The organism is Tenacibaculum sp. MAR_2010_89 (assembly GCF_900105985.1).
Lineage (GTDB): Bacteria > Bacteroidota > Bacteroidia > Flavobacteriales > Flavobacteriaceae > Polaribacter > Polaribacter halocynthiae.
Genome location: NZ_FNUB01000005.1, coordinates 374,501 through 400,613 on the forward strand (window position 1 = coordinate 374,501; position 26,113 = coordinate 400,613).

The window sequence follows — 26,113 nt, forward strand, 5'->3', positions numbered from 1 at the left end:
ACCTGTATATACTTAACATAATAAAAGAAATTATAATAATACTAATGAATGTAAGTATATAATGAAATCCTTTTTTTATATTTTTTTGATAATAACCATCAACTATGTATAACCATAATGGAATAGTAGAAATAGAGAAGAGTATAATAGAAAGTAAGTTTTTCATATAGCAATTGTTTAAGAAACCAAAATAGGTGTTTTTTTATATGCAATCAAAATAACTTCAAGGTCATTACAAAAAATAATAATCTTACTTTTGTGTAAAATTTTTTACGTTGAGTAAGCAAACTATTGTAAATCATTACCAACAATCTGGTAAAGTAAAACAGATTGTAAACCAGCTTCAACAAGAACAAAACCATTTTCAAATAACGAATTTGGTCGGTTCTTCGTTGTCTTTTACTATTTCAGAAACTTTTAAACAAGCAGACAAACCCTATTTATTAATTTTTAATGATAAGGAAGAAGCTGCTTATTATCTCAATGATTTAGAACAATTATTGGGAGAAAAAAATGTACTGTTTTATCCAGGTTCTTACAGAAGACCGTACCAAATAGAAGAAACAGATAATGCAAATGTATTATTACGATCTGAAGTATTAAATAGGATTAATTCACGTAAAAAACCAGCGATTATAGTTACGTATCCAACGGCACTTTTTGAAAAGGTAGTTACTAAAAAAGAACTAGAAAAAAACACTTTAAAGTTAGCGGTTAGTGAACAGGTATCTTTAGATTTTGTAAACGAAGTACTCTTTGAATACAATTTTAATCGAGTTGATTTTGTTACCGAACCAGGAGAATTTTCGGTCCGTGGAGGTATTATTGATGTATTCTCATTTTCTAATGACGAACCTTACCGAATTGAGTTTTTTGGTGATGAAGTTGATAGTATTCGATCTTTTGATGTAGAAACACAACTTTCTAAAGATAAATTAAGTAAGGTTAGTATTATGCCTAATGTAGAAAATAAAACTTTGCAAGAAAGCAGAGAGAGTTTTCTAAAATATATTTCTTCAAAAACAATAATATTTGCTAGAAATATTGAATTAATAGGGGCACAGTTAGATAAGTTTTTTCAAAAAGCAGAAATTGCATTTAGTGAATTATCAAAAGAAATAAACCATTCAGAGCCATCAGCTTTATTTAGTAACGGTAATGAAATTAAAAAACAATTAGAGAATTTTACTGTAGCAGAAATTTCATTTCGTTCAGAGTTAAAAAAAGAAAATACTAATAAAGATGTTCTTTTTCACATAAAGCCACAACCCTCGTTTAATAAACAATTCAATGTATTAATTGATAACCTAAACGAAAATCATAATAACGGATTTACCAATTATATTTTTTGTGCGAATGATAAACAAGCACAGCGATTTAAAGATATTTTTGAAGATGCTGAACAGGAAGTACATTATGAGACTATTGTATTTCCATTATACCAAGGATTTATAGATGAAGACGAGAAAATTGTTTGTTTTACTGATCATCAAATATTTGAGCGTTATTATAAATTTCGATTAAAAAACGGATACGCAAAAAAGCAATCAATTACACTTCAAGAATTAACAAAACTAGATGTTGGTGATTATGTAACACATATTGACCATGGAGTTGGAAAATTTGGAGGATTACAAAAAATTGATGTAGAAGGTAAAAAGCAAGAAGCCATAAAGTTAATATATGGAGATCGTGATATTTTATATGTAAGTATCCACTCGCTACATAAAATATCTAAATTCAATGGAAAAGATGGAAAAGCACCTAAAATATATAAACTAGGATCAGGCGCTTGGAAAAAAGTTAAACAAAAAACGAAGAAACGAGTTAAAGAAATAGCTTTTAACTTAATAAAATTATATGCTAAGAGAAGGTTAGAAAAAGGCTTTGCATTTGGACCTGATACTCATATGCAACACGAATTAGAAGCAAGTTTTTTATATGAAGATACTCCAGATCAATTTACTTCAACTCAAGATGTAAAAGCTGACATGGAAAAAGAACAACCAATGGATCGATTGGTTTGTGGTGATGTTGGATTTGGAAAAACTGAAATTGCCATACGAGCTGCTTTTAAAGCTGTAGATAATGGAAAGCAAGTGGCAGTGTTAGTACCAACTACTATTTTAGCGTTTCAGCACTTTAAAACCTTTTCTAGTCGATTAAAAGACTTTCCGGTTACAATTGATTACTTAAATAGATTTAGGACCGCAAAACAACGAAAAGGAGTTTTAGAAGGAATTGCAGAAGGAAGTGTAGATATAGTTATAGGAACGCATCAGCTAACAAATAAGAGTATTAAATTTAAAGATTTAGGATTGTTAGTTATTGATGAAGAACAAAAGTTTGGAGTTTCTGCTAAAGATAAATTGAAAACGATTAAAGAAAATGTTGATACACTAACACTAACAGCAACACCTATACCACGTACATTACAATTTAGTTTAATGGCTGCACGTGACTTATCAGTAATTAAAACACCACCACCAAATCGTCATCCTATTGAAACAAACGTAATTCGCTTTACTGAAGAAACTATACGTGATGCTATTTCTTATGAGGTTTCTAGAGGAGGTCAAGTATTTTTTATTCATAATCGAATAGAAAATATTAAAGAAGTGGCAGGTTTATTACAGCGTTTAGTCCCTGATGCTAAAATTGGTATTGGACATGGACAAATGGAAGGTAAAAAATTAGAAGAACTCATGTTAGGATTTATGAATAATGAGTTTGATGTACTGGTATCTACTACGATTATTGAAAGTGGATTAGATGTTCCAAACGCAAATACAATATTTATAAACAATGCAAATAATTTTGGGCTGTCTGATTTACATCAAATGAGAGGTCGTGTAGGGCGTTCTAATAAAAAGGCTTTTTGTTATTTCATTACACCACCGTATCATCATATGACTGAAGATGCCCGTAAAAGAATTCAAGCACTAGAGTTATTTTCTGATTTAGGTAGTGGATTAAATATAGCTATGAAAGATTTAGAAATTCGTGGTGCTGGTGATTTATTAGGAGGTGAGCAAAGTGGTTTTATTAATGATATTGGTTTTGATGCGTATCAAAAAATACTTCATGAAGCTATTGAAGAACTGAAAGAAAATGAGTTTAAAGAGCTTTATAATACAGAAGATAAAGGTCCTAAGGAATATGTAAAAGAAGTCCAAATTGATACTGATTTTGAAATCCTATTTCCTGATGATTATGTAAATTCTGTGTCTGAACGATTAAGCTTGTATAATAAACTATCTAACCTAACTACTGAAGAAGAACTATTAGTATTTGAGAGTGAAATTATTGATCGTTTTGGAGAATACCCAACACAAGTTGCCGATTTATTAGACAGTGTTCGTATAAAGTGGTTAGCGAAAGAGTTAGGCTTGGAAAAAATGATTTTAAAACAAAAACGAATGATTGGGTATTTTGTTTCTAATCAGCAAAGCGATTTTTATCAAACAGAAGCTTTTTCTAAGATGCTACAGTATGTTCAAAAACATTCAAAAAGTTGTGTTATGAAAGAAAAGGAAACCAAAAATGGTTTACGTTTGTTAATCACGTTTATTAAAATAGATTCAGTAAATAAAGCGTTGAAAACGTTGCAAGATATTTAAACAAATGGAATTTAATTTATTGTTAAAATCTCTACATAAACATATTGAACTAAGTAAAGAAGAAGAAGAGTTTTTTGTTTCTTTAGTAAGTTATAAAAAAATTACTAAAAAAGAAAAACTGTTAATTTCAGGGGGTATATGTTTATCTAAATTTTTTGTAGTAAAAGGTTGTATAAAAAAATATTATATAAATACAGAAGGAAAAGAAAGAGTTTTTGAATTTGGTATAGAAAATCAATGGATTTTAGATATGCAAAGTTTTTGGAAAGAGACATCTTCTATTTATACAATAGAAGCTATTGAAAACACTGAAGTTTTTGAATTAAAGAGATCAGATATAGATAAATTATTAATAAAAGTTCCAAAGTTTGAACGTTACTTTAGGTTGTTAGGAAATGAAATGTTGTATAAAAAAGAGAGAAGAATAAAACAAAGTCTTTCTTGTTCAGGTAAAGAAAGATATAATGACTTTTTAAGTGATTACCCAAAAATTGAGTTGAGGTTATCACAAAGGCAAATAGCCTCTTATTTAGGGGTAAGTCCAGAGTTTTTGAGTTCACTTCGTAATAAAAATGAAACAACAAAACCTTAATACAGATTAAGATTTTGTTGTTTAATCGGGGCTACTTTTGATAAAAAAATCAAAAAAATGACAATACCCGATCTAACAAATGTTTTACTATTTATTATAGCTTCTATTTTTTTAATAATTACACCTGGACCAGCTATTGTTTATATTATAGCACGAACAGTAGAAAAAGGATATAAAGCTGGAATATTATCTGTATTGGGTATTGAAGCTGGAACATTTATTCATGTTGTTGCGATAACCATAGGGTTTTCAGAAATTTTAATCCATTCTAGATTTGGGTTTACTATACTAAAATATGGAGGTGTGTTTTATTTAATAATTTTGGGAATGAATAAGATACTTAAAACTAAAGGGATTTCAAAGAAGAAAAAAAAGACAAAAGAGCCATCAAAGAATGTGTTTTTTGGCGGTCTTATTATTAGTTTTTTTAACCCTAAATCTATTTTGTTTTTTATCGTTTTTCTACCTCAGTTTATAACAATTTCTAAAAAGGGAGAAGCGTCCCAAATATTATTTCTGGGATTAATTTTTATATTAATAGCAATACTTTGGGGAATTTTTGTAGTATCAATATATACTAAATTTATAAAGTATTTTAAAAGAGATTTTTTTAAGCCAAATACTCAAAGTTACGTTATTGGAGCTATTTATATAGGTATAGGATTGTTTTCTTTAATGTTTTTCACTAAAATGTAACTTTCACCAATATGGCATCAATATTTGGACATGCACTAACGGCAGTAGCTTTAGGAACTAGCTTTTCAAAAACCATTCAAAATAAAAAGTTTTGGATATTAGGCATTATTTGTGCCATTTTACCTGATGCTGATGTAATAGGATTTAGTTTCGGTATTAAGTATGAAAGCTTTTGGGGGCATCGAGGCTTTTCTCATTCTTTTGTATTCTCAATTTTACTAGGAGGAGTTATTACATTTCTCTTTTACAGAAAACATTTTTTGACTAAAAAGGGAGTGTTATATATACTTTTTTTTACACTTTGTACGATGTCTCATGCTATATTAGATGCCTTAACTAATGGTGGGCTAGGAGTAGCCTTATTTTCTCCTTTTGATAATACACGTTACTTTTTTTCATGGAGACCAATTCAAGTTTCCCCAATTGGAGCTAGTAAATTTTTTAGTAAATGGGGGTTAAGAGTTATTTATAGTGAACTTATTTGGATTGGTATTCCTGCTATTTTATATATTGCACTGAACTTATTTAATAGGCGAAAACAAAGCACCAATGCAAAACAATCACATTAAAAATATTTTAGGATTATTATTAGCCACACTTTTTATAAGTACTTCTGGTGTTTTAGGTAGGTATATTGCTATGCCTTCAGAAGTAATTATATGGTTTCGTTCATCTTTTGCTATGGTATTTTTATTTGTGTTTTGTAAATACAAAAAAATAGATATTCGCATAAAATCATTCAAACATTATGGACCATTTATTGTTGGTGGTGTTTTTATGGCTGCACACTGGATTACCTATTTTTATGCTTTAAAATTATCAAATGTTGCCATTGGAATGTTGTCTCTATATACATTTCCGGTTATGATTGCTTTTTTAGAACCTTTGTTTTTTAAAATAAAATTTAATCCTATTTACCTTGTTTTAGGGGTTTTAGTTTTGGCTGGTTTGTATATTTTATCGCCAGATTTTAATCTCGAAAATTCAAATGCACAAGGCATTTTGTTTGGGTTATTGTCGGCCCTGTGTTATTCAATAAGATTGCTAATTTTAAAGCAATACGTACTTCAATACAATGGAGTAATGTTAATGTTTTATCAAACACTAATAATAACAATATGTTTACTGCCAGTATTGTTTTTTATGGATATTTCAGGTTTTCAATCTCAATGGCCATATTTATTATTGTTAGCATTGTTAACAACAGCTATTGGTCATAGTTTAATGGTACATTCGTTACAGTTTTTTTCAGCATCAACTGCAAGTATTATAAGTAGTGTACAACCTATATTTGGTATTATATTGGCTTTTTTCTTCTTAAATGAGATGCCTACAATGAATACTTTTATAGGAGGTAGTTTAATTTTAGCAACAGTTGTTATTGAAAGTATAAGGAGTAAGAAAAAATAACTTGTAATTTATTGGATAATAGGGATTAAATTATTTTGTAAGGGCTGTTTTTTCGTTTCGTCTAACGATACAACTAAAAACTACCTATCATGCTAAAATTAAAAACTACCTTCTTTGGGTCAGCTATGCTTTTGTGCTTTTCATTTGTAGCAAGAGCTCAAACTCCAATTAGTGGATTTTATCCTCAAAAAAACAGCTTTACTATTGCTATGAGTTATTCTAATAAAAGTTACGATAAGTTTTATCGAGGAGCTACTTTAACCGATACTAATCCAGCTAATTTAGGAGAGATTTCTTCGTCTATTGTAAGTGTTTATGGAGAGTACGGAATAAATAATTGGCTATCTGCCATTGCTTCTTTTCCATACATCTCAGTAAAAAGTGGTGAAGGTAATGTAGATCCTGTCCATCAAAAAAATAAGGTAAGTGGTATTCAAGATTTATCTCTTTTTTTGAAAGCAAGGTTATTTGAAAAAAACTTTGATGATGGTGGTAAATTTTCTTTTGGTGGTTCCACTGGAATTAGTTTTCCTCTTAGTAATTATGAAGGAAACGGTATTTTATCAGTAGGAAATAAAGCAACTGCTATTGATGGTTTAGTTGTTGCTCAATACACAACAAACTTTAATTTATTTGCTGAATTACAATCAGGATATAGTATTAGAAGTAATTCTGACTTTACAATCCCTAATGCATTATTGTATAGTGTAAAACTTGGTTATTATAACGAGTGGATATATGCACATGCAAAGTTAGGTATTCAAGATGCTACATCAGGTTATGATATTGGATCTGCTGAGTTTGGAGCTAACGGAGGGCCTCTTGCTTTATCGCAAACAGAGGTTGATTATACTAACTTTTCTTTTGATGTATATGTTCCAGTTTTTAAACACAATTTTGGTGTTTCTGCTGGATATGGATTTAATTTAGATGGACGAAATTTTGGAAATGAAAGAGGTTTCTCTTTAGGGTTAGTGTACAAAAACTAAGGAAAATAAATTTTAATAAGTTAAAAAACGTGTTTGATACCTCAAACACGTTTTTTAGTTGTTTTAACAATGTTTTATTAGGATGTTTATAAAATAGTATCGTACTTTATAAAATGTTTTTAATTAGATATTTAACAATACTAACAATGGTAGTTGTTTTTGGTAGTTGTAATAAAAAAGAAGCTATCATTAACAAAGAAACTATTTTAAAGAAGAGTATTCAGTTTCATGATCCTAAAAATGAATGGGAAATTTCTCATTTTAAAGTGCATATTCAAGAGCCAAGAATAAGAAATCCATATAGATACTCGATTGTTGAGTTAAATAATGCCTCTGATTTTTTTGAATTACAACGTAATAGAAATAAACATGTTTCAATTCATAGAATAAATAAATAAAAATCTATTACTTTTCTTGATGGAAAAATAATTACAGATTCTGTTTTAGTAAAAAAATATAGATTAGAACCTACGAGAAATAAAAGGTATCATCGATTTTATAAAACCCTTTTAGGCTTACCAATGTCATTGCCTTCTGAAATTAAACAAATAGACTCTGTAGAAGAAATCCTTTTTAATTCTACAAAAAGTTATAAACTATCTATAGAATTACACAAAGAGCTATTTTCAAAACATTGGATATTATATGTAGCAAAAGAAAACTTCAAAATACTAGGTTTGGAAATGATTTTTCCAAATAACCCAGAAAAAGGTGAACGATTAATTTTTGAAGGAAAATATATGATCAATTCAATAAATATCCCAAGAATTCGTCATTGGAGAGAGTTAAATTCTAATTATTCTGGAAGCGATATTTTAATAAAATAAATTAAGAAACTCTCATGTTCTCATAGTTACGTTTTACAAATTGTAATGCGGTTTCTAATATTTCTCCCATACTTGAGTTCTTTTTAAAAAGAACATCTTTGGTGAAATCGAAAATTTGTTGTTTTAATATTTTTACGTTTTTTTCAGTAGAAACCATATCATTTTTCATACAAGAAACTAGTTCTTGAATTCTAGTTTCAGAACTTAGAATACGTTTAGCAACAATAGATCTTTCTTCTATTTTGTATTGATTAATAGAAGCTTCTTGTAGTTTTTGACCTACTAAGGTTACCATAGGGAAGTTTTCTTTGAAAAACTGAGGATAATATACTTTAAATTTACCCTCAAAGCATTGTTGGTCAAAATCAATAGCCCTAATTTTATAAACTACATGGTCAAAATCATGAGTAGGAACAATTACATAATTATAAGAACGCATATCGCCCAATAAACGAATCATACAACGTTCATTAAACTTTACAAACTCTTTAGCTATTTGAGCTTTTTCAGACTCAGTACATTTAGGTAAAAAATCTTTAATAAAATCATCACCAGGTATTCCAGCAATATGTTCTTCAATTAAAGTGTCTTTATATACCAAAAAATTAAGATTATAGGGAGATAAAATATGTTCTAATTCTAATCCATATATTCTAGAAGCATCAGTTTTTTTTACATAAAAATAAGTATAGTTATCATTTAAAACATTACGAATTTTTACTCTAAAAGGTTTTGAATTACCAAAGGTGCAATAATCAATAGCATCGACATTTAAATAAGGAATGGTATCATCATTACCATTTGAATGTAAAATAGTATATACTTTTTTTAGGCTTAAATCTATCTCTTGACGTTCAAATTCTGAATAATACGTACGTACCCATAAGGTGTCTTCATCGTTTTTATCATAAACCACAATAGATCCTTGAAAACGTAATAAGTCATCATAAAAAATGGGAATTTTAATGTTCCTACTATGCTCAATTAAGTAATTGTTTAATTGATTAGTTACAGGAAACGCAGGTTTTTTTTGCGACATTAATTTTTCTTCAGAAGACATAGATGGGTTTTTCTCAAAAATAGATAAATTAATATTAGTTTTGCCTTTTTTTAATTATAAACAATAAAAATGAAAAAGAGATTTTTTAATTTAATACTAATATTTGTTGTTTTGACATCATGTAGTTCAGAAGATGTTATAGATACTAAGCTTACTGTTTGTTTTGAAGTTGATAAAATGGTTGTTAAAGTGAATGAACCAGTTACTATTACAAACTGTTCAAAAAATGCAGTTTCATATTTTTTTGAGTATGATTATAAGAAAACAACAACAGAAAAAAATCCTGTATTATTATTTGATAATGACGGTGAAAAAAAAGTAACTCTAACTGTAAAAAACAGTAAAGGGGAGTTTTTAAAAAAAACAATTAATATAACAGTAACAAACGTAAAAAGTAGTTATGTAGAAGTGCCTTCTTTTCTTGGAGATAACTTTTTTCCAATAAACTCAGGAGTGTATAATAGTAAACTGTATTATATAGAGAGGCATACTAATTTTGCTTCTAATTCTTCAAAAAACGTGTTTAATTTTGTGGAGTTTGATTTTGCTACTAAAAAATTTACTAAAAAATATATTGCTGATAAGTATTACAATGCAAGTAGAGCTTTTGTAAATTTTTTAGAAAACTCAACTAAAAACATTGTTTTTTCAAGAACATTAAGTGATAGAAATGGTGGAAAAGAGGTTTTATTAGATGCTACTTGGAATAGCTTAAAAAACGAAAATTTTTCTTATAAAGCTTATTATGGTTTTATGAAAAAATCAGATCAATTTTTATACTATGGTTCGTACAGAGATAAAGATTATCATAACCCTACAATTGAAATTAGAGATAAAGAAGGTAAGTTTATAGAAAGAAAGATATATAATCAAATAAAGCAAGGTTTTATAGGTGCTATGTTAAAAACTAGTACTGGGTATATAGCTTTTGGTGGGCAAACAGAACCAATTGATTTTTTAACTTTTAAAAACTATAAACCTATAATATTATTTTTTAATGATAAATTAGAGTTCTTAAGCCATAAAACTTATGATACTGAATTAGGTGGGGTCGTTAAAACAAATAATGATTTAAGTGGTGTTTTCAACTTAAAGAAATTAAATAATGGTAATTACGTAGCTTACAGTCATAGTGAACTTAGGATTATTACTAAAGAAGGAAAAGAATTAAAGAAGGTTAATTTTTCGGGGTATTACACTTCCAGAATACAATCATTGATAGTTGTAAATGATGGATTTATAATTACAGAAGATGAATTTATTAGAAAGTATTCAAATGATGGAGTTGAGTTAAAGTCATTTAAATTTAAAGGAGATTTTACACCAAATTTAATTGAATATGACAATAAAATTTTCTTCGTCTCAGGTTATAATACTACTGAAGAAGTTGCTGGTATCGGTAACTTATCTTTAGTTAAAACCTTTATAGGAGCAGTTGATGAAAACCTTAATTTGATTAACTTAAATTAAAAAAAAGAGCCTATAATTAGGCTCTTTTTTTTAAAAGAATAGTTTATTAAACCTCAAACATTTTACCAGGTAAAGGGGTAATAACATTTTTTAATTCCATTTGGATAAGAATAGAAGATAATTGATAAACAGGAATGTCACAATCTAAAGCTATAATATCTAATAATTGTTTTCCTCTTATAGTAAGATAGTCATATACTTTTTGTTCTTTTTCATTTAAGTTTACAAATAGTTCAATTTGTTTTGGTGCAGATGATGATTGTAAGTCCCAATTAAGCATTTTAGCAATATCGTTGGCTGAAGTTAGTAAATGTGCTTTGTTAGATTTAATAAGATCATTACAACCAGTACTAAAAACGTCGGTTGCTCTTCCTGCTAAAGCAAAAACATCTCGGTTATATGAATTTGCAATATCTGCTGTAACTAATGAACCTCCTTTTTTAGCCGATTCAATAACTATAGTAGCTTGTGATAACCCAGCTACAATACGATTTCTTTTTAAAAAATTTTCTCTAACAGGTTGTTCATCATGCCAAAACTCTGTTATAAATCCTCCGTTTTTATTTACTGAATGAATATGTTTTTTATGAGTTTTTGGATATATTTCTTCTAATCCATGAGCTAAAACAGCAATGGTTTGTAAGTTGTTTTTAATAGCGTTTTTATGAGCGCAAATATCAATACCATACGCAAAACCACTTACAATTATTGGATTGTATTGTGTTAAGTCTTTTATAAGTTCAACACAAAATTCTCTTCCATAGGAAGTAATATTTCGTGTGCCCACAATTGCTAAAATTTTAGAATTGTTGAGGTCTATGTTTCCATCATTAAAAATTAAAATAGGAGCATCAATACATTGTTTTAAATTATTAGGATAATCATTGTCAAAAAAGTATGAAAATGAGTAGTTATTATTATTTAAAAAGCAGAGTTCTTTTTCAGCTTTATACAATGTTTTTTTGTCAAATAAATGCTGCAAAATATGCGAACCAATTCCAGGTATTTTTGCAAGTGATTTAGGAGACTCTTTATATACTTGTTCTGGGCTACCTGTAGCAGAAATAAGTTTTTTCGCAATAATATCTCCTACATTTTTTGTAGCCTGTAGCCTAAGAATGGCCAGTAATTTTTCTTTTTTCATAGCGCAAAAAATTGAGTATCAATATACAAAAAAAGTGTTAATAAGTATTCTAATAAAAAAATAGAAACAACTATTAAAATTACTAGTTTTGTTTTTATGACATTAGCCAACTACATAAACGAATTATTATATAGATACGACTGCGTAATTGTTCCTAATTTTGGAGGGTTCGTAACCAATAAAATTGGTGCAAAAATAAATGCTTCTACAAGTACTTTTTATCCGCCTAAAAAGAAATTAACATTTAATGCGTATTTACAACATAATGATGGTTTATTGGCAAACCATATTGCTTCGGTAGAAAAAATTTCTTTTGAAAAAGCTACTGAGAAAATTTCAATTGAAGTTACTAAATGGAAGGAACAATTAGAAACTTCACTTGTTAAGGTTGATAAAGTTGGTACGCTTACTTTAAATGAAGATAAGCAGTTAATTTTTGAACCTAATAATAATAGCAACTTTTTAGTAGAATCTTTTGGTTTATCAGAGACTGAATCCAAAGAAATTAAACGATTCAATGAAGAGGTTAAAACATTACCTTCATTAGAGGAAGATGAAACTAAAAAAGTGATTCCTATTTTTGTTAAAAGAGCGGCAGTTGCAGCGGCAGTTGTTGGGGTTATTTATACTGGATGGAATGGAGTTCAAAATAAACAGCAACAAAAAATGCTAGCTAGTCAAGAAAAATCTTTAGAGAAAAAAATACAATCAGCAACTTTTGTAATAGATAGTCCATTACCTACAATAAATTTAAATGTAACAAAAGAAGAAGGAATAAACTTTTATATTGTTGCAGGTGCATTTCAAGTAGAAGAAAATGCTGTTAAAAAGGTTGAAGAATTAAAAGAACAAGGATTTGATGCAAAAATTCTTGGTAAAAACTCTTGGGGATTAACGCAAGTAGCATTTGATGGTTATAAAACTAAAGAATTGGCTCGTAAGGAATTATTACGCATAAAAGAAACTGTTTCTGAAGATGCGTGGCTACTAGAAAAATAGTCTTTTTTATATCTTTTTTTAGCTCTTTTATTTTGTTGCATTATGTATATCTTTGCATCAAACTTATAAGATGAGAGCAAAAGCACCTAGAGAATCGTTAACTACACTTACGGATTTAGTTTTACCTGGAGAAACAAATTATTTAGATAATCTTTTTGGAGGTGAATTATTAGCACGCATGGATAGAGCGTGTAGTATTGCTGCTCGTCGTCATTCTAGAAGAATTGTGGTAACTGCTACAGTAAATCATGTTGCTTTTACAAAGTCTGTTCCTGTTGGTAGTGTTGTTACTATTGAAGCAAAGGTTTCACGTGCTTTTAAATCATCAATGGAAGTTTATGTTGATGTATGGATAGAAGACCGTCAATCTGGAGAGAAAACAAAGGTAAATGAAGGTATATATACATTTGTTGCTGTTGATGAAACTGGAAAGCCTGTACCAATTCCACAAATTGAACCAGAAACAGAATTAGAACAAAAACGTTATGATGGTGCTTTACGTAGAAAGCAATTAAGCTTGGTTTTAGCAGGTAAAATGGAACCAAAGAACGCTACAGAGTTAAAAGCGTTGTTTACGTCTTAAAAGGCTTTAAAACGTTTTAAAAATGTAAATTTTAAAAACATACAAAAGAAATTAACTTTTTTGATTAAATTTCTTCTATATCACCATTTTCAGATAAAATAATAGCAACTGATTTTGTTTTTTCGAATTGTGAAAATATAATAATCATGATTACTGTTATGGGTACACTTAACACCATACCTGTAATACCCCATATTTTACCCCAAACAGCAAGTGATATTATAGTTACTAGAGGACTTAAGTTTAATGATTTTCCAAAAAGTTTAGGTTCTATAACATTACCAACAATTACTTGAATACTTCCTACGGCAAATAAAACAATTAAAAAAGGTGTTAACTCTCCAAATTGTAATAAGGAAAATATGGCAGGAAAAACCGTACCAATTAAAGATCCTATAGTTGGTATATAGTTTAATAAGAATATTAAAAATGCCCAAAAGGGTGCGCTATCAACACCTACTAAAAGTAAAACAATATAACTTAGAATACCTGTAAGTAAGCTCACATATGTTTTTAAGCGTAAATAGTTTGAAATAGACTCTTCTATCTTACTTAACATGGTTTGCATATTATTATAATTTTCCTCGTCGTTAAGAAACATTTTATGCAATTTCTTTTTTAAGCTAGATTCTTCTAAAAATATAAATAAGGCATAAATTATTATCATAAAAGTATCACCTAAAATACTACTGATACCATTTGCAATATCACCTAAAATAGATCCATAATTAAATTTTCCAATAAAACCTTTTACAGATTTAATAATATCAACATGAAAATAACTATCAACTTTAGTAATGATAGCATCAATATTAGGTTCGTATTTTGGATATGATGAGGTTAATGTGGTAATACTATTTGTTATTATTTCAGAAATAAAGCTAAAACTAAGTATGATTAAAGTGAAAACAAATACATTAGATAGCCATTTAGGAATATATTTCTTAGTTAATGGAATACGATATATAGTTTTTCGTATTTCTCTTGTTAAAAACCAAAAAATTAAAGCAAAAATAAAAGGAATTAGAATTCCTTTTCCAATAACTAACGTTGCTAGAATAGCTATAGTAATAACGATAAAGTATGCTGCGTTTTTCACTTTTTCTTTTGATTATAAACTTTTATTGTATCCAGTCAGAAGGATTCAAACGGTTCGTGTTTTTATATAAAACAAAACTTAATTTAGTTTTACCTGTTATTTTATCAGTAAATATTTTACCAAGTTTGTCACCGGTTTTAATGGCATCTCCCTTCTTTACATATACTTTTTCTAAATTGTTATACGTAGAAATATAATTACCATGTTGAACGTAAACTGATTTTCTTCCATCTGCATGCCTTTGAACAACCAGTATTTTTCCATTAAAAATACTTTTAGCATTTGAGTTTTGTTTTGTTACGAAATGCAATCCAGGACTGTTTATTTTTATTCCAGGAAATGTAGGGTGAGGTTGAACACCATATTTTCTAGTTATAATACCTTTTACAGGCCAAGGTAAATTACCTTTATTTTGCTCGAAGCTAGCAAGTAAAACTTTTTCTTCAGCATTTAAACTAAATTCAGTTGATTTTTTAGTTCCTTTTTTCTTCTTTTTATTTGATCTAGCAATAGCATCTCTAATTAATTTATCAATTCTAGCTACTACTCTTTTTTCTTCTCTTTGTTTTCTTAAAAGATCTCTTTTATATTTCTTTTCTTGTTTTTTAATTTTCGAAATTAATTTCTCTTGATTTTCTTTATCACTTTCAATTTCTTCTTTATTTTCTTTTTCCTCACCAACTAAACGTTTTTTGATTTTTTTTCTAGTAAGTAAAGAATCATTTAACTTCTCTATATCTTTTGTTTTTACAATAATTTCTTCTCCTTGTTTTTTTCTGAAATTATTGTATTGCTCCATGTATTTAAGCCTTTTATAGGCTTGGTAAAAACTTTGAGAAGAAAGTAAAAACATAGTTTTACTTTGTAAAGATTTACTTTTATGTGTTTTTACAACCATATCAGCATAATCTTTTTTAAGCTTAACTAATTGCTCATTATAGTTTACTAATTGCTTTTTATTTTTTTCAATTTCTTTATCAAGTGTTTCAGTTTCAAGTTCAATTGTTTCAATTAAACGCTCTCTAATACTGATTTTTTGATTGATGTCTTTTAAATCATCTAAGGCATTACTTTTTTTGTTTTTTGTTTTAAAAAGCAAAGTATTTACCTGTTTAATTTCTTTTTTTATATTAAAACGTCGTTTTTCAAGTTCTTTTCTTGTTTGTGAATAAGAAGAAAAACTACTAGTTAAAAGCAGACATAAAAATGATATGTAAAAAAGAGATTTTTTCATTTATAACTGTATTTCTTTATATCCTTTAGGAATTGAAAAATCAACATTTAAATTAGTATTAAAATTAACAGATCGTACCGTCATATTAATATTAGTAAATTTAGAACTTTCTTTTGCTAAGATGTTTATTTTGTTAGGAAAAACAATGTTTTCTTTATTCATATAAGTAGGATATGAAATATCTAAGCGTTGATTTTTAATAGCGTTTACTAATGATTGCTTATCTAATTTGTAATGTAATGGATTTATATAGAAAAATACATCAAACAAATTAGGTTGTTTTTTGGGTGATAATTGATACGAATTTTTGATGATTTCAACGTTCTGACGCTGTGATTTTACATCAAATATTGCTTGACCAAGTAACATGTTTTGAAGTTGTTTAAAATTTATGTCAGTACCAAGTAATTTTTTTAACATTGAAAAATCACCTTCAAAATAATTCTTCTTATAAGGAGAATAAAAACTAACCTTTGTAGGAGTTATTTTAGCTTTAAAAACAGTAATAAACTTAGTTCCTTTTAACCAAATTACTTCATCTTTTTTTATTTTCATTCTTACTGAAAAACCTATATTCTCCTTATTGTCTTTGTAATTTACTTTTAACTTTGCGTCAATAGTTCTTTTTTCAAAATTTTCAGCTGTGTGTTTTTTAGCAACTCTTCTAGCTGACATTTGTTTTACAACTTTGGTTGTAGTTATTGACTTATTTGATTTACACGAAGTAAAAACAACTAATAAAACAAGTATGTATTTTAATAATTTCATTCTTTTATAGGTTTGAAAAATTATTTTTTTATTTTTTTACGATACTTATTAGCATTTTTAGTGTCTCCAATACCTTGATAGGATTTAATAAGCTCATTATAAAAGTTAGTTTGCATAACAGGATTATCTATCACAAAATCAATACCATTTTGTAAACTAGCAATAGCTTTTTTATATTCTTTGCTTTTATTGTTTGCTCTTGCATTCATTAAATACACTAAAGGTTGTGCAGGAAAGAGTGTTATACCTTCTTTACTATACACTAGTAATTTAGAATTGTTTTCTAAATCTAACTTTGTAAGTAGTGTTTTTAATGTAGAAAAAGATTTATTTTTTTTGAATTGACTTTCATAGTTAGCCTTGGTAGTATTATCAATATTTTTTGATAATTGATTTTTAGTATTGCTAGGATAGGTCAACCTTTTTTTTATTCGCCTAAGTCTAGGAGATAATAATTTAGCAGCTTCAAGCTCAGCTAAAACTGATTTAGCTGAATCAATATCGTTTTTTTGTAAGTATAAATAGACTAGATATTGTTTTTTTTTAGGATGCTGTTTTGAAATGTTTTTTTGTATTTCTACAGCTTGATCTAAAGCATTATTTCTTCTGTACACTTGAACTAAATGCTCAGAAATCCAAAGATTATTTGGTTTTAAAACTAACGCTTTATTAGCATACTCAACAGCTTCAATATATTTATTTAACTTGTGATAGTTTTTAGAAAGCTCAAAAAGAACACTTACATCATTTGGAATAAGTTGATTACACTCATCTAAACTTTCAATAGCCTTTTGATGGTTATTAATGGCTTTATGAGTGATTGCTTTAAAAAAATGCTTTTGAAAATCAATACTTTTTTGCTCATCAACAGAAGCAGCTAAAGGAATACTGTCTTGAGAAAGTAATGAAGAAGGAATGAGGAGTAAAATGAAAGTAAAAAAAGCACAAAAAATATGTTTACTAATTTTACTTTCAATCCAAATTTTAAAGTTTTTTTTATGTAAGTTCTGTATAATCACCTATGCTTACTGATGTATATTTACCATTATATTTTGCATGATTACCAATCATAGCATTATCTAAATTAGCATTAGATATTTGAACATTGGTTTGAATTAATGAATTTACAATAGTAGAATCTTCAATTACACTATTAGCCCCTATAGAAACATAAGGTCCAACTTTTGTGTTTTTTAAAACTACATTTTCTCCAATGTAACAAGGTTGTATAATTTCTGAATTTTCTAATATAACGTCTTTTGACACTAAATTATTACCATCAGCTTGTTCAAAAGTTAATACTTGTTTATTAGTATCCACTGTTGGGTCTTTTTTACCACAATCCATCCAAGCATCTACTTTTCCAGGAATAAACTGAGCTCCCTTTTGCTTTAAATTTTCTAAAACTTCAGTTAATTGAAACTCTCCAGAAGGTCTAATATCATTATCAATTAAATAATTAATTTCATTTAATAATTTATCACCATCTTTAAAGTAGTAAATTCCAATAATCGCTAAATCAGAAACAAATTCTTTTGGTTTCTCTACAAAGTCAGAGATTACACCTTCTTTTAATTTTACAACACCAAAAGCACTAGGATCTTCTACTTGTTTTACCCAAATAGCACCATCTGCATTTGCATCTAATGTAAAATCTGCTTTAAATAAAGTGTCAGCAAAAGCTACAACGCAAGGTCCACTTAAAGAATTTTTTGCACAATGAATTGCATGTGCCGTACCTAAAGCTTCTTCTTGTACATATACATTTCCTTTTGCTCCTAAACTAGAGGCTATTTTTAAAAGTTCATCTTTAGTATTTGAAGGAAAACCTTTTGCTGCTGGGCCAATAATAAAAGCTATTTCTTCAATAGGTTGATTAACAACAGAAGTAATATCTTCAACTAAACGTTGTACAATAGGTTTACCAGCTATAACAGTCAATGGCTTAGGAATAGTTAAAGTATGAGGTCGTAATCTAGACCCAATTCCTGCCATAGGAACAATAATTTTCATATGTTTCTTTTTTAATGCTGCAATATACTATTAAATAATCTTTGAAAAAAGTTATAACCCTTTTGGAATTGCTTCAATTAACGTTTTTGTATACGTTGTTTTAGGGTTGTTGTAAATAATATCGGCATCATTTATTTCTTCAATAAGCCCTTTATTCATTACAACTAATTGATCGGCCATATATTTTACAATTGATAAATCATGAGAAATAAAGATATATGTAAAATTAAATTCTGATTTTAATTGATTTAATAAATTAAGAACTTGTGCTTGAACAGATACATCTAAAGCAGATACAGATTCATCACAAATAATAAGTTTGGGTTGTAAAGCGATAGTGCGAGCAATTCCAATTCTTTGACGTTGACCTCCAGAAAATTCATGAGGATAACGATAAAAATGATCGGCTTCTAAACCTACTTTTTTAAGAAGATTTAAAACATATTCTTTACGCTCCTTATTAGATGTTAAAATATTATGAACTATCATAGGTTCTATAATAGCTTTTCCAACAGTAATTCTGGGGTTTAAAGAAGAAAAAGGATCTTGAAATATAATTTGAATTTCTTTTCTTATACTTTTTAAGTTGTTTTTTGAAAGTTTGGTAATATCATCTCCTTTGTAAATTATTTGTCCAGAAGTTATTTTTTCTAGTTGTAAAATTGTTCTACCTAAGGTTGTTTTTCCACAACCACTTTCTCCTACTAAACCTAAGGTTTCTCCTTCATAGATTTTAAATGAAACTGAATTTACTGCTACAACTTTATTTTTCTTAGAGAACCATGAGCCATTAGTAATGAATTCTTTTTTTAAATCAATTATTTCTAATAAAGGAGTTTGATTGTATATTTTTTGATGAAATAACTCTCGTTCTTCATTAGTATACACTGTGTTTTTAACAGTACCATTGATAAAATCACTAATAGTAGGTAGTTTTTTTAGCCGTTTATCTATAGTTGGTTTTGATTTTATTAATGCTTTTGTGTAGTTTTCTTTTGGGTTTAAAAAAACAGATGAAGCAGTTCCTTTTTCAACAATGTTCCCTTTATACATAACAACAACCTTATCTGCAATTTCTGAAACCAAAGCTAAATCATGAGAAATAAAAATAATGCTCATTTTATGTTCTTCTTGAAGTTCTTTTAATAGTAAAATAATTTCTTTTTGAACAGTAACATCAAGAGCTGTTGTAGGTTCATCAGCAATTAAAACTTTAGGTTTACATGCTATTGCCATGGCTATCATAACTCGTTGCTTTTGCCCTCCGCTAATTTCATGAGGATATGAATTATATAATTGTTCTGGCCTTGGTAGTTTTACTTTTTTGAATAATTTAATTACTTCTTGCTTAATTTCTTTATTGGTAAAAGAATTATGTTGGTGTAAAATTTCTGCTACTTGAAAACCACAAGATAAAGTTGGGTTTAAAGAACTCATGGGTTCTTGAAAAATCATAGCGATTTCCTTTCCCCTAATTTTTTGAAATTCATTTTCTTTAAGAGATAGTAGGTTTCTGTTTTCAAAAAGAACCTCTCCTGAAACTGTAGCGTTTTTAGTTAATAAACCCATAATAGCTAGTGAACTAATAGATTTTCCACTACCACTTTCTCCAACAATACCTAAAATTTCATTTTTATATATTGAAAATGAAACTTTGTTTAAAATTTCATTTGTTTTAAAAGAAATAGATAAATTTTTAATATGTAGCATTTATAGGTGTTTTTTGTAAAAATAACCTTTTTTATTAGATTTTATTTTACGAATAATGTATCGAATTGAGGCTGTTTGTTGTTTTATTTTATAAATTTTATATATTTGCCGAACTTTCTATACATTTTTATGTAAAAAACAATAAAATAATTAATAATTTAACTTAAAACCCTTCTAATATGAGACAAAAAATTACTTTGTTATTAATGTGCGTATTTTTTGCTGGAGCTACCTTTGCCCAACAGAAAAGAACTTGCCATGCAATGGAAGACTTGGAAAATAGAAAAAGACAAGACCCTACATTACAAAAAAGAATGGATGAAATTGAAAGATTCACCCAAAGAAAAATCAAAGAGAACAACAATACCAAGAGAAAAATTTCTGGATCAATAATTACACTACCTGTAGTAGTTCATATATTATATACAAATTCAACTAATAATATTAGTACGGCACAAATTCAATCACAATTAGATGTGTTGAATGCTGATTTTAGGAGAACAAATTCAGATAGAACTAATAAATGGTCACAAGCTGCTGATACTCAAATTGAATTCAAATTAGCAACTATTGACCCTAATGGTAACCCTACAACAGGTATTACTAGAACTTCAGTTAGTAAATCTACTTGGGATCTTCAAAATCAGAGCACTAGTAATGATATGAAGAAATCATCTAGAGGTGGGGTTGACCCTTGGAATACTTCTGAATATCTTAACATGTGGATTGTTGATAAATTAACAAGAGGTTCAGGTACAATTTTAGGATTTGCTCAATTTCCAGGTGGAGCAGCTTCTACTGATGGAGTAGTAATGGCTGACCAGTATTTTGGTACAACTGGTACTGCGCAATCACCATTTGATGGAGGTAGAACAACAACTCATGAGGTTGGACATTTTTTAAACTTACGTCATATATGGGGTGATGGACCATGTGGTTCAGATGATTTTGTATCTGATACACCAGAATCTGATGCAGCTAATTATGGTTGTAAAACTGGTCATACTTCTTGTGGTTCTGAAGATATGGTTCAAAATTATATGGACTATTCGGATGATACATGTATGAACCTATTTACATTAGGGCAAAAAAATAGAATGCGTGCTGTATTAGAAGCAGGTGGTTCTAGACGTAGTTTAGCGTTATCTGATAAGTTTGGAAGTGGAACTACTTGTAATGCAACAGTTCCAACAGGAGTTTCAACAAGTGGAGTTACTGCAACAGGAGCAACAGTAAACTGGACAGCAGTTTCTGGAGCAACGTATGATGTTAGATACCGTCAAGCTGGAACTAGCTCATGGACAACTAATGCATCATCAACTACATCAGCTACATTAAGTGGATTATCAGCTTCTACACAATACCAAGTTCAGGTTCGTAGTAAGTGTTCATCAGGAAACTCTAATTATAGTGCTTCAGTAAATTTTACAACTACAGCAGTACAAATAAACTATTGTGCATCTAGTGGAAACACATCATATGCAACAGGAGTTACAAGAGTAGTATTCGGGTCTATTAATAAAGCAGATGGACCAGCTAAAAATGTTGGATATGAAAATTTTACTAATTTAAGTACTACAGTATCTCAATCTTCATCAGTAAACCTTACAGTATCAGTAAATACTGATGGTAATTATAGAGTTGATGCAATAGCATGGATAGATTGGAATCAAGATGGAGATTTTGCAGATAGTGGAGAAACATATGATTTAGGAAACATAAGTAATGTATCTAACGGAGCATTACCAACTAAAGCAGTAGCAGTTCCAGCAAATGCAAAAGTAGGAGCAACAAGAATGAGAGTTTCAGCAAGGTATAATGCGAATCCAACATCATGTCAAACAAACTTTGATGGAGAAGTAGAAGATTATACAGTAAATGTACAAGGAGCAGTAGCAGATACTCAAGCACCAAGTGCACCAAGTAGTTTAGCAGCAGCAAGTATAGTTCAAACAACATTAACATTAAACTGGACAGCTTCAACAGATAATGTAGGAGTAACAGGATATGACGTTTTTAGAGGATCAACAAAAATAGGATCAACTACCACTGCAACAAGCTATAATGTAACAGGATTAACAGCAAATACTGCATATTCATTTACAGTAAAAGCAAAAGATGCAGCAGGAAATGTATCATCATCAAGTAATACAGCAAGTGTTACTACTTTAGGAACTGTAGTTAACTATTGTGCATCAAAAGGTAATAGAGTTACTTACGAGTGGATTGATTATGTATCATTTGGAGGAATGACTAATACAACTGGAGCAAACGGGGGATATGGAGATTTCACATCTAAAGTGGCAACAGTAGCACAAGGAAGTACAAACCAATTAATAGTAAGTGCTGGGTTTAGAAGCACAGCTTATAATGAGTATTTTACAATTTGGATTGATTATAATAAAAATGGAACTTTTGAGGCGAGTGAAAAAGTAGCTTCAGGAAACTCATCAAGTTCAACAAATAGATCTTCAAACATAACTATACCGTCTTCAGCTAGTTTAGGACAAACAAGAATGCGTGTTTCTATGAAGTATAACGCAGCATCAACAGCATGTGAAACTTTCGCAGATGGTGAAGTAGAAGATTATACGGTTAATATTACAGCTAATACAAGTAAAGGTACTAGTATAAGTAATATTGAAACTTTAAGAAGTGAAAGTGGTTTAGGCTTAATGGCGTATCCAAATCCAGCAACTAACTTCATTGAAGTTAATGTAGCATCAAAAAGTGATAACATTACATATAGAGTTATAAACACTATAGGAAGCGTTGTGAAATCAGGAAAAATGATGTCTAGAAGTTTAAATGTTTCAAACTTGAATTCAGGAATTTATATGTTAGAAGTTAATGATGGTCAAAAATCATTAAGAACTAAATTTATAAAAAAGTAAGATTTATTCAATAGATCTTAATAATAAAAAGCCCTAGAGAACGTTCTCTAGGGCTTTTTTGTTGTGTATAAGTAAGTTATATGGTTTAAATAATGAGGTTTTTTGTTTTTTTTAACAAAAAAATTATATATTTGACAGAGTTTTTACAAAAAACAACAACAATAACTACTACATAATCAAAATGTTTTGTAAAAATTTACTACTACAACAGGCTATATATCTTGAATAACTATTTTTAGTTATAAATCAAACTTTAAACCAAACCCTTCTAAAATGAAACGAAGAATTATTTTAGCACTTACGTGCTTGTTTTTTGTGGGTGCTAATTTCGCCCAAGAAAAAAGAAATTGCCATGCAATGGAAAATCTTGAACACCGTCAATCTCAAGATCCATTATTAAAAGAAAGAATGCAAAAAATTGAAGCTTTTACTCAAAAAAGAGTAAAAGAAATGCAAAACACTAAAAACAAAATAGTAGGTAATGTTATTCAATTACCAGTAGTAGTACATGTAATTTATAGTAATTCACAAGAAAACATTAGTGTTGCTCAAATCCAATCTCAAATTGATGTTCTTAATGAAGATTTTAGAAGAACAAATGCTGATAAAACAAATAAGTGGTCTCAAGCTGCTGATACAGAAATAGAGTTTTATTTAGCGAAGGTTGATCCAAATGGAAACCCTACAACAGGTATTACAAGAAAATCATCTACAAAAACATCATGGGGAACCAGTGATGCAATGAAAAAGTTATCTCAAGGAGGAGTAAATCCTTGGAATACTGCCGAGTATTTAAATATGTGGGTATGTAATATTGGTGGAGGAATCCTTGGATATGCACAATTCCCAGGAGGAAGTGCTGCAACTGATGGAGTTGTAATGAGTCCACAATATTTTGGTAGTAAGGATAAAGGTACTGGTTTTTATTTAGCTGCTAAATTCGATAAAGGAAGAACTACCACACACGAAGTAGGACACTTCTTAAACTTACGCCATATTTGGGGTGATGGAGCATGTGGTACTGATGATTTCGTATCTGATACACCTGAATCTGATGCAGCTAATTATGGATGTGTAACTGGTCATACTTCTTGTGGTTCTGAAGATATGGTACAAAACTATATGGATTATTCTGATGATGCTTGTATGAATTTATATACAGCAGGTCAAAAGACTAGAATGAGAGCTGTTTTAGATGCTGGAGGAGTTAGACGTTCGTTAGCATTATCTGATAAAACTGGAGGATCTACCGCTTGTACTGCAACTGTACCAACTGGTGTTAGTACATCTAGTGTTACTTCTTCTGGAGCGTCAGTTTCTTGGACAGCAGTGTCTGGAGCTACCTATGATGTAAGATACCGTCAAACAGGAACAAGTTCTTGGACTACGAATGCAGTAACTGGTACTTCAACTAGTTTAAGTGGGTTATCAGCTTCTACTCAATACGAAGTTCAGGTACGTAGTAAATGTACGTCTGGAAACTCTGCTTATAGTGCATCAGTAAACTTTACAACACCTGTAGTAACGATATCATATTGTTCATCAAAAGGAAATAGTGTATCAGATGAATATATTCAAAAAGTAGAATTAGGAAGTATAAGTAATACTTCAACAGGAGGAAATGGATATACAGATCACACTTCTATCTCTACCAATTTAGCAAAAGGAACTTCTCATAGTATTACGATTACGCCAAAATGGACAGGAACGGTTTACAATGAAGGTTATGGAGTTTTTATTGATTATAATAAAGATGGAGATTTTTCAGATTCAGGCGAAACAGTTTGGACAAAAGCAGCTTCAAAAGATACATCAGTAAGTGGTTCTTTTACAGTACCATCAGGAGCAAGTGAAGGAGCAACACGAATGAGAGTAATATTACGTTATAATGCAGTTCCAAGTGCATGTGGATCATACAACTATGGAGAGACAGAAGATTATACAGTAGTGATAGGATCAGCACAAGCAGATACTCAAGCACCAAGTGCACCAAGTAGTTTAGCTGCTTCAAGTGTTTCACAAACAAGTTTAAGTTTAGGATGGACAGCATCAACTGATAATGTAGGAGTAACAGGCTATGATGTATATAGAGGATCAACAAAAATAGGATCAACAACAACAGCAACAAGCTATAATGTAACAGGATTAACAGCAAATACAGCATATACTTTTTCAGTAAAAGCAAAAGATGCAGCCTCAAATGAATCAAGTTCAAGTAATGTTGTAAATGTAACTACTTTATCAAACACAGTATCTTATTGTGCTTCGAAAGGAAACAATATAAATTACGAGTGGATTGATTATGTATCATTTGGAGGAATGACTAATACTACAGGTGCAAATGGTGGATATGGTGACTTTACATCTAAAACTGCAACTGTAGCACAAGGAAGTACAAATCAACTAGTGGTAAGTGCAGGCTTTACAAGTACTGCCTATAATGAATATTACTCAATATGGATTGATTACAACCAGAATGGAACTTTTGAGTCAAGTGAAAAAGTAGCATCAGGAAACTCAACAAGTTCAGGGAATTTATCATACAACGTAAGTGTACCATCAGGAGCTAGTTTAGGAACAACAAGAATGCGTGTATCTATGAAATGGAACGCAGCTCAAACCGCTTGTGAAGCATTTTCTTATGGTGAAGTTGAAGATTATACGGTAAATATTACTTCAAATGTAAGTAGAGGTACAATTCTAGATAATGTTGCACCATTAACAAATGAAAATGTTTTGGATTTAATGGCTCATCCAAGTCCTGCAACAAATTTTGTACAAGTAAAATTAGCTTCAAGAGCTGAAAATTCAACTTACAGAATAACAAATACTATAGGAAGTGTTGTTTTATCTGGTGATTTGAACTCTTCTATTCTTAATGTTTCGAAATTAAATTCTGGGGTTTATATTCTAGAAGTTAATGATGGTCAAAAATCATTAACAACCAAATTTATTAAAAAGTAAAAACTAACTACTAAGCCCTGAGGTTCTCTCAGGGTTTTTTT

General features: G+C 29.3%; 21 protein-coding genes. 13 read left to right on the forward strand and 8 right to left on the reverse strand.

What is annotated here, in order from left to right; all coding sequences use genetic code 11:
- Window positions 1-275: 275 nt before the first annotated feature.
- The 8 genes from mfd to BLV71_RS05340 all read left to right on the forward strand — a co-directional run bounded on the left by mfd (window position 276) and on the right by BLV71_RS05340 (window position 8,134).
- A complete protein-coding gene (mfd, locus tag BLV71_RS05305; protein ID WP_093869540.1) occupies window positions 276-3,620 on the forward strand; it encodes a transcription-repair coupling factor in 3,345 nt (1,114 codons plus the stop codon).
- A gap of 4 nt (window positions 3,621-3,624) precedes the next feature.
- Window positions 3,625-4,212 (forward strand): Crp/Fnr family transcriptional regulator, encoded by a 588-nt coding sequence (locus BLV71_RS05310; protein WP_093869541.1) that lies wholly within the window; start codon window positions 3,625-3,627, stop codon window positions 4,210-4,212.
- A 57-nt stretch (window positions 4,213-4,269) separates the two neighbouring features.
- Window positions 4,270-4,908 (forward strand): LysE family translocator, encoded by a 639-nt coding sequence (locus BLV71_RS05315; RefSeq protein ID WP_093869542.1) that lies wholly within the window; start codon window positions 4,270-4,272, stop codon window positions 4,906-4,908.
- Between the two features lie 11 nt (window positions 4,909-4,919).
- Window positions 4,920-5,477, forward strand: a complete 558-nt coding sequence (locus BLV71_RS05320; protein WP_093869543.1) for a metal-dependent hydrolase — start codon at window positions 4,920-4,922, stop codon at window positions 5,475-5,477.
- On the forward strand, window positions 5,458-6,318 hold the full coding sequence (locus tag BLV71_RS05325; RefSeq protein WP_093869544.1) for a DMT family transporter: 861 nt from the start codon (window positions 5,458-5,460) through the stop codon (window positions 6,316-6,318). The genes BLV71_RS05320 and BLV71_RS05325 overlap by 20 nt, the downstream gene beginning before the upstream one ends.
- Window positions 6,319-6,407: 89 nt before the next feature.
- On the forward strand, window positions 6,408-7,307 hold the full coding sequence (locus BLV71_RS05330) for a hypothetical protein (protein WP_093869545.1): 900 nt from the start codon (window positions 6,408-6,410) through the stop codon (window positions 7,305-7,307).
- A gap of 113 nt (window positions 7,308-7,420) precedes the next feature.
- On the forward strand, window positions 7,421-7,705 hold the full coding sequence (locus BLV71_RS05335; RefSeq protein WP_093869546.1) for a DUF6503 family protein: 285 nt from the start codon (window positions 7,421-7,423) through the stop codon (window positions 7,703-7,705).
- A 123-nt stretch (window positions 7,706-7,828) separates the two neighbouring features.
- The gene (locus tag BLV71_RS05340; RefSeq protein ID WP_093869547.1) at window positions 7,829-8,134 is read left to right on the forward strand and encodes a hypothetical protein; all 306 of its coding nucleotides are present in this window, start codon (window positions 7,829-7,831) and stop codon (window positions 8,132-8,134) included.
- A 1-nt stretch (window position 8,135) separates the two neighbouring features.
- Here BLV71_RS05340 and BLV71_RS05345 read toward each other — a convergent pair whose 3' ends face one another.
- Entirely contained in the window at window positions 8,136-9,194 is a 1,059-nt protein-coding gene (locus BLV71_RS05345; RefSeq protein WP_093869548.1) for a hypothetical protein, read from the reverse strand.
- A 69-nt stretch (window positions 9,195-9,263) separates the two neighbouring features.
- On the opposite strand from BLV71_RS05345, the gene BLV71_RS05350 reads away from it, so the two are divergent.
- Entirely contained in the window at window positions 9,264-10,664 is a 1,401-nt protein-coding gene (locus BLV71_RS05350; RefSeq protein WP_093869549.1) for a PKD domain-containing protein, read from the forward strand.
- A gap of 46 nt (window positions 10,665-10,710) precedes the next feature.
- On the opposite strand, the gene dprA is transcribed toward BLV71_RS05350, so the two are convergent.
- On the reverse strand, window positions 10,711-11,808 hold the full coding sequence (gene dprA / locus BLV71_RS05355) for a DNA-processing protein DprA (RefSeq protein WP_093869550.1): 1,098 nt from the start codon (window positions 11,806-11,808) through the stop codon (window positions 10,711-10,713).
- Between the two features lie 96 nt (window positions 11,809-11,904).
- Here dprA and BLV71_RS05360 point away from each other — a divergent pair, with 96 nt between their 5' ends.
- Window positions 11,905-12,807, forward strand: coding sequence for an HU domain-containing protein (locus tag BLV71_RS05360; RefSeq protein WP_093869551.1), 903 nt, complete (start codon window positions 11,905-11,907; stop codon window positions 12,805-12,807).
- 70 nt (window positions 12,808-12,877) lie between these two features.
- A complete protein-coding gene (locus BLV71_RS05365) occupies window positions 12,878-13,390 on the forward strand; it encodes an acyl-CoA thioesterase (RefSeq protein WP_093869552.1) in 513 nt (170 codons plus the stop codon).
- A 64-nt stretch (window positions 13,391-13,454) separates the two neighbouring features.
- On the opposite strand, the gene BLV71_RS05370 is transcribed toward BLV71_RS05365, so the two are convergent.
- From BLV71_RS05370 to BLV71_RS05395, 6 genes are read right to left on the reverse strand one after another with little or no spacing between them, the layout of a single operon-like run.
- Window positions 13,455-14,489: an AI-2E family transporter gene (locus BLV71_RS05370; RefSeq protein ID WP_093869553.1), complete on the reverse strand. Its 1,035-nt coding sequence runs from the start codon at window positions 14,487-14,489 to the stop codon at window positions 13,455-13,457.
- 22 nt (window positions 14,490-14,511) lie between these two features.
- Window positions 14,512-15,723 (reverse strand): murein hydrolase activator EnvC family protein, encoded by a 1,212-nt coding sequence (locus BLV71_RS05375; RefSeq protein WP_093869554.1) that lies wholly within the window; start codon window positions 15,721-15,723, stop codon window positions 14,512-14,514.
- Window positions 15,724-16,491: a lipoprotein insertase outer membrane protein LolB1 gene (locus BLV71_RS05380; protein WP_093869555.1), complete on the reverse strand. Its 768-nt coding sequence runs from the start codon at window positions 16,489-16,491 to the stop codon at window positions 15,724-15,726. It lies immediately after the preceding gene.
- A 20-nt stretch (window positions 16,492-16,511) separates the two neighbouring features.
- On the reverse strand, window positions 16,512-17,510 hold the full coding sequence (locus BLV71_RS05385) for a tetratricopeptide repeat protein (RefSeq protein WP_093869556.1): 999 nt from the start codon (window positions 17,508-17,510) through the stop codon (window positions 16,512-16,514).
- Window positions 17,488-18,504, reverse strand: a complete 1,017-nt coding sequence (locus BLV71_RS05390) for a sugar phosphate nucleotidyltransferase (RefSeq protein WP_093869557.1) — start codon at window positions 18,502-18,504, stop codon at window positions 17,488-17,490. The genes BLV71_RS05385 and BLV71_RS05390 overlap by 23 nt, the downstream gene beginning before the upstream one ends.
- A gap of 51 nt (window positions 18,505-18,555) precedes the next feature.
- Complete coding sequence (locus BLV71_RS05395; RefSeq protein WP_093869558.1) at window positions 18,556-20,214, reverse strand: ABC transporter ATP-binding protein; 1,659 nt, start codon at window positions 20,212-20,214, stop codon at window positions 18,556-18,558.
- Window positions 20,215-20,393: 179 nt separating this feature from the next.
- Between BLV71_RS05395 and BLV71_RS05400 the strand changes: the two genes are divergently transcribed.
- Entirely contained in the window at window positions 20,394-23,108 is a 2,715-nt protein-coding gene (locus tag BLV71_RS05400; protein WP_093869559.1) for a GEVED domain-containing protein, read from the forward strand.
- Window positions 23,109-23,381: 273 nt separating this feature from the next.
- On the forward strand, window positions 23,382-26,072 hold the full coding sequence (locus tag BLV71_RS18740) for a GEVED domain-containing protein (RefSeq protein ID WP_255405121.1): 2,691 nt from the start codon (window positions 23,382-23,384) through the stop codon (window positions 26,070-26,072).
- Window positions 26,073-26,113 lie beyond the last annotated feature (41 nt).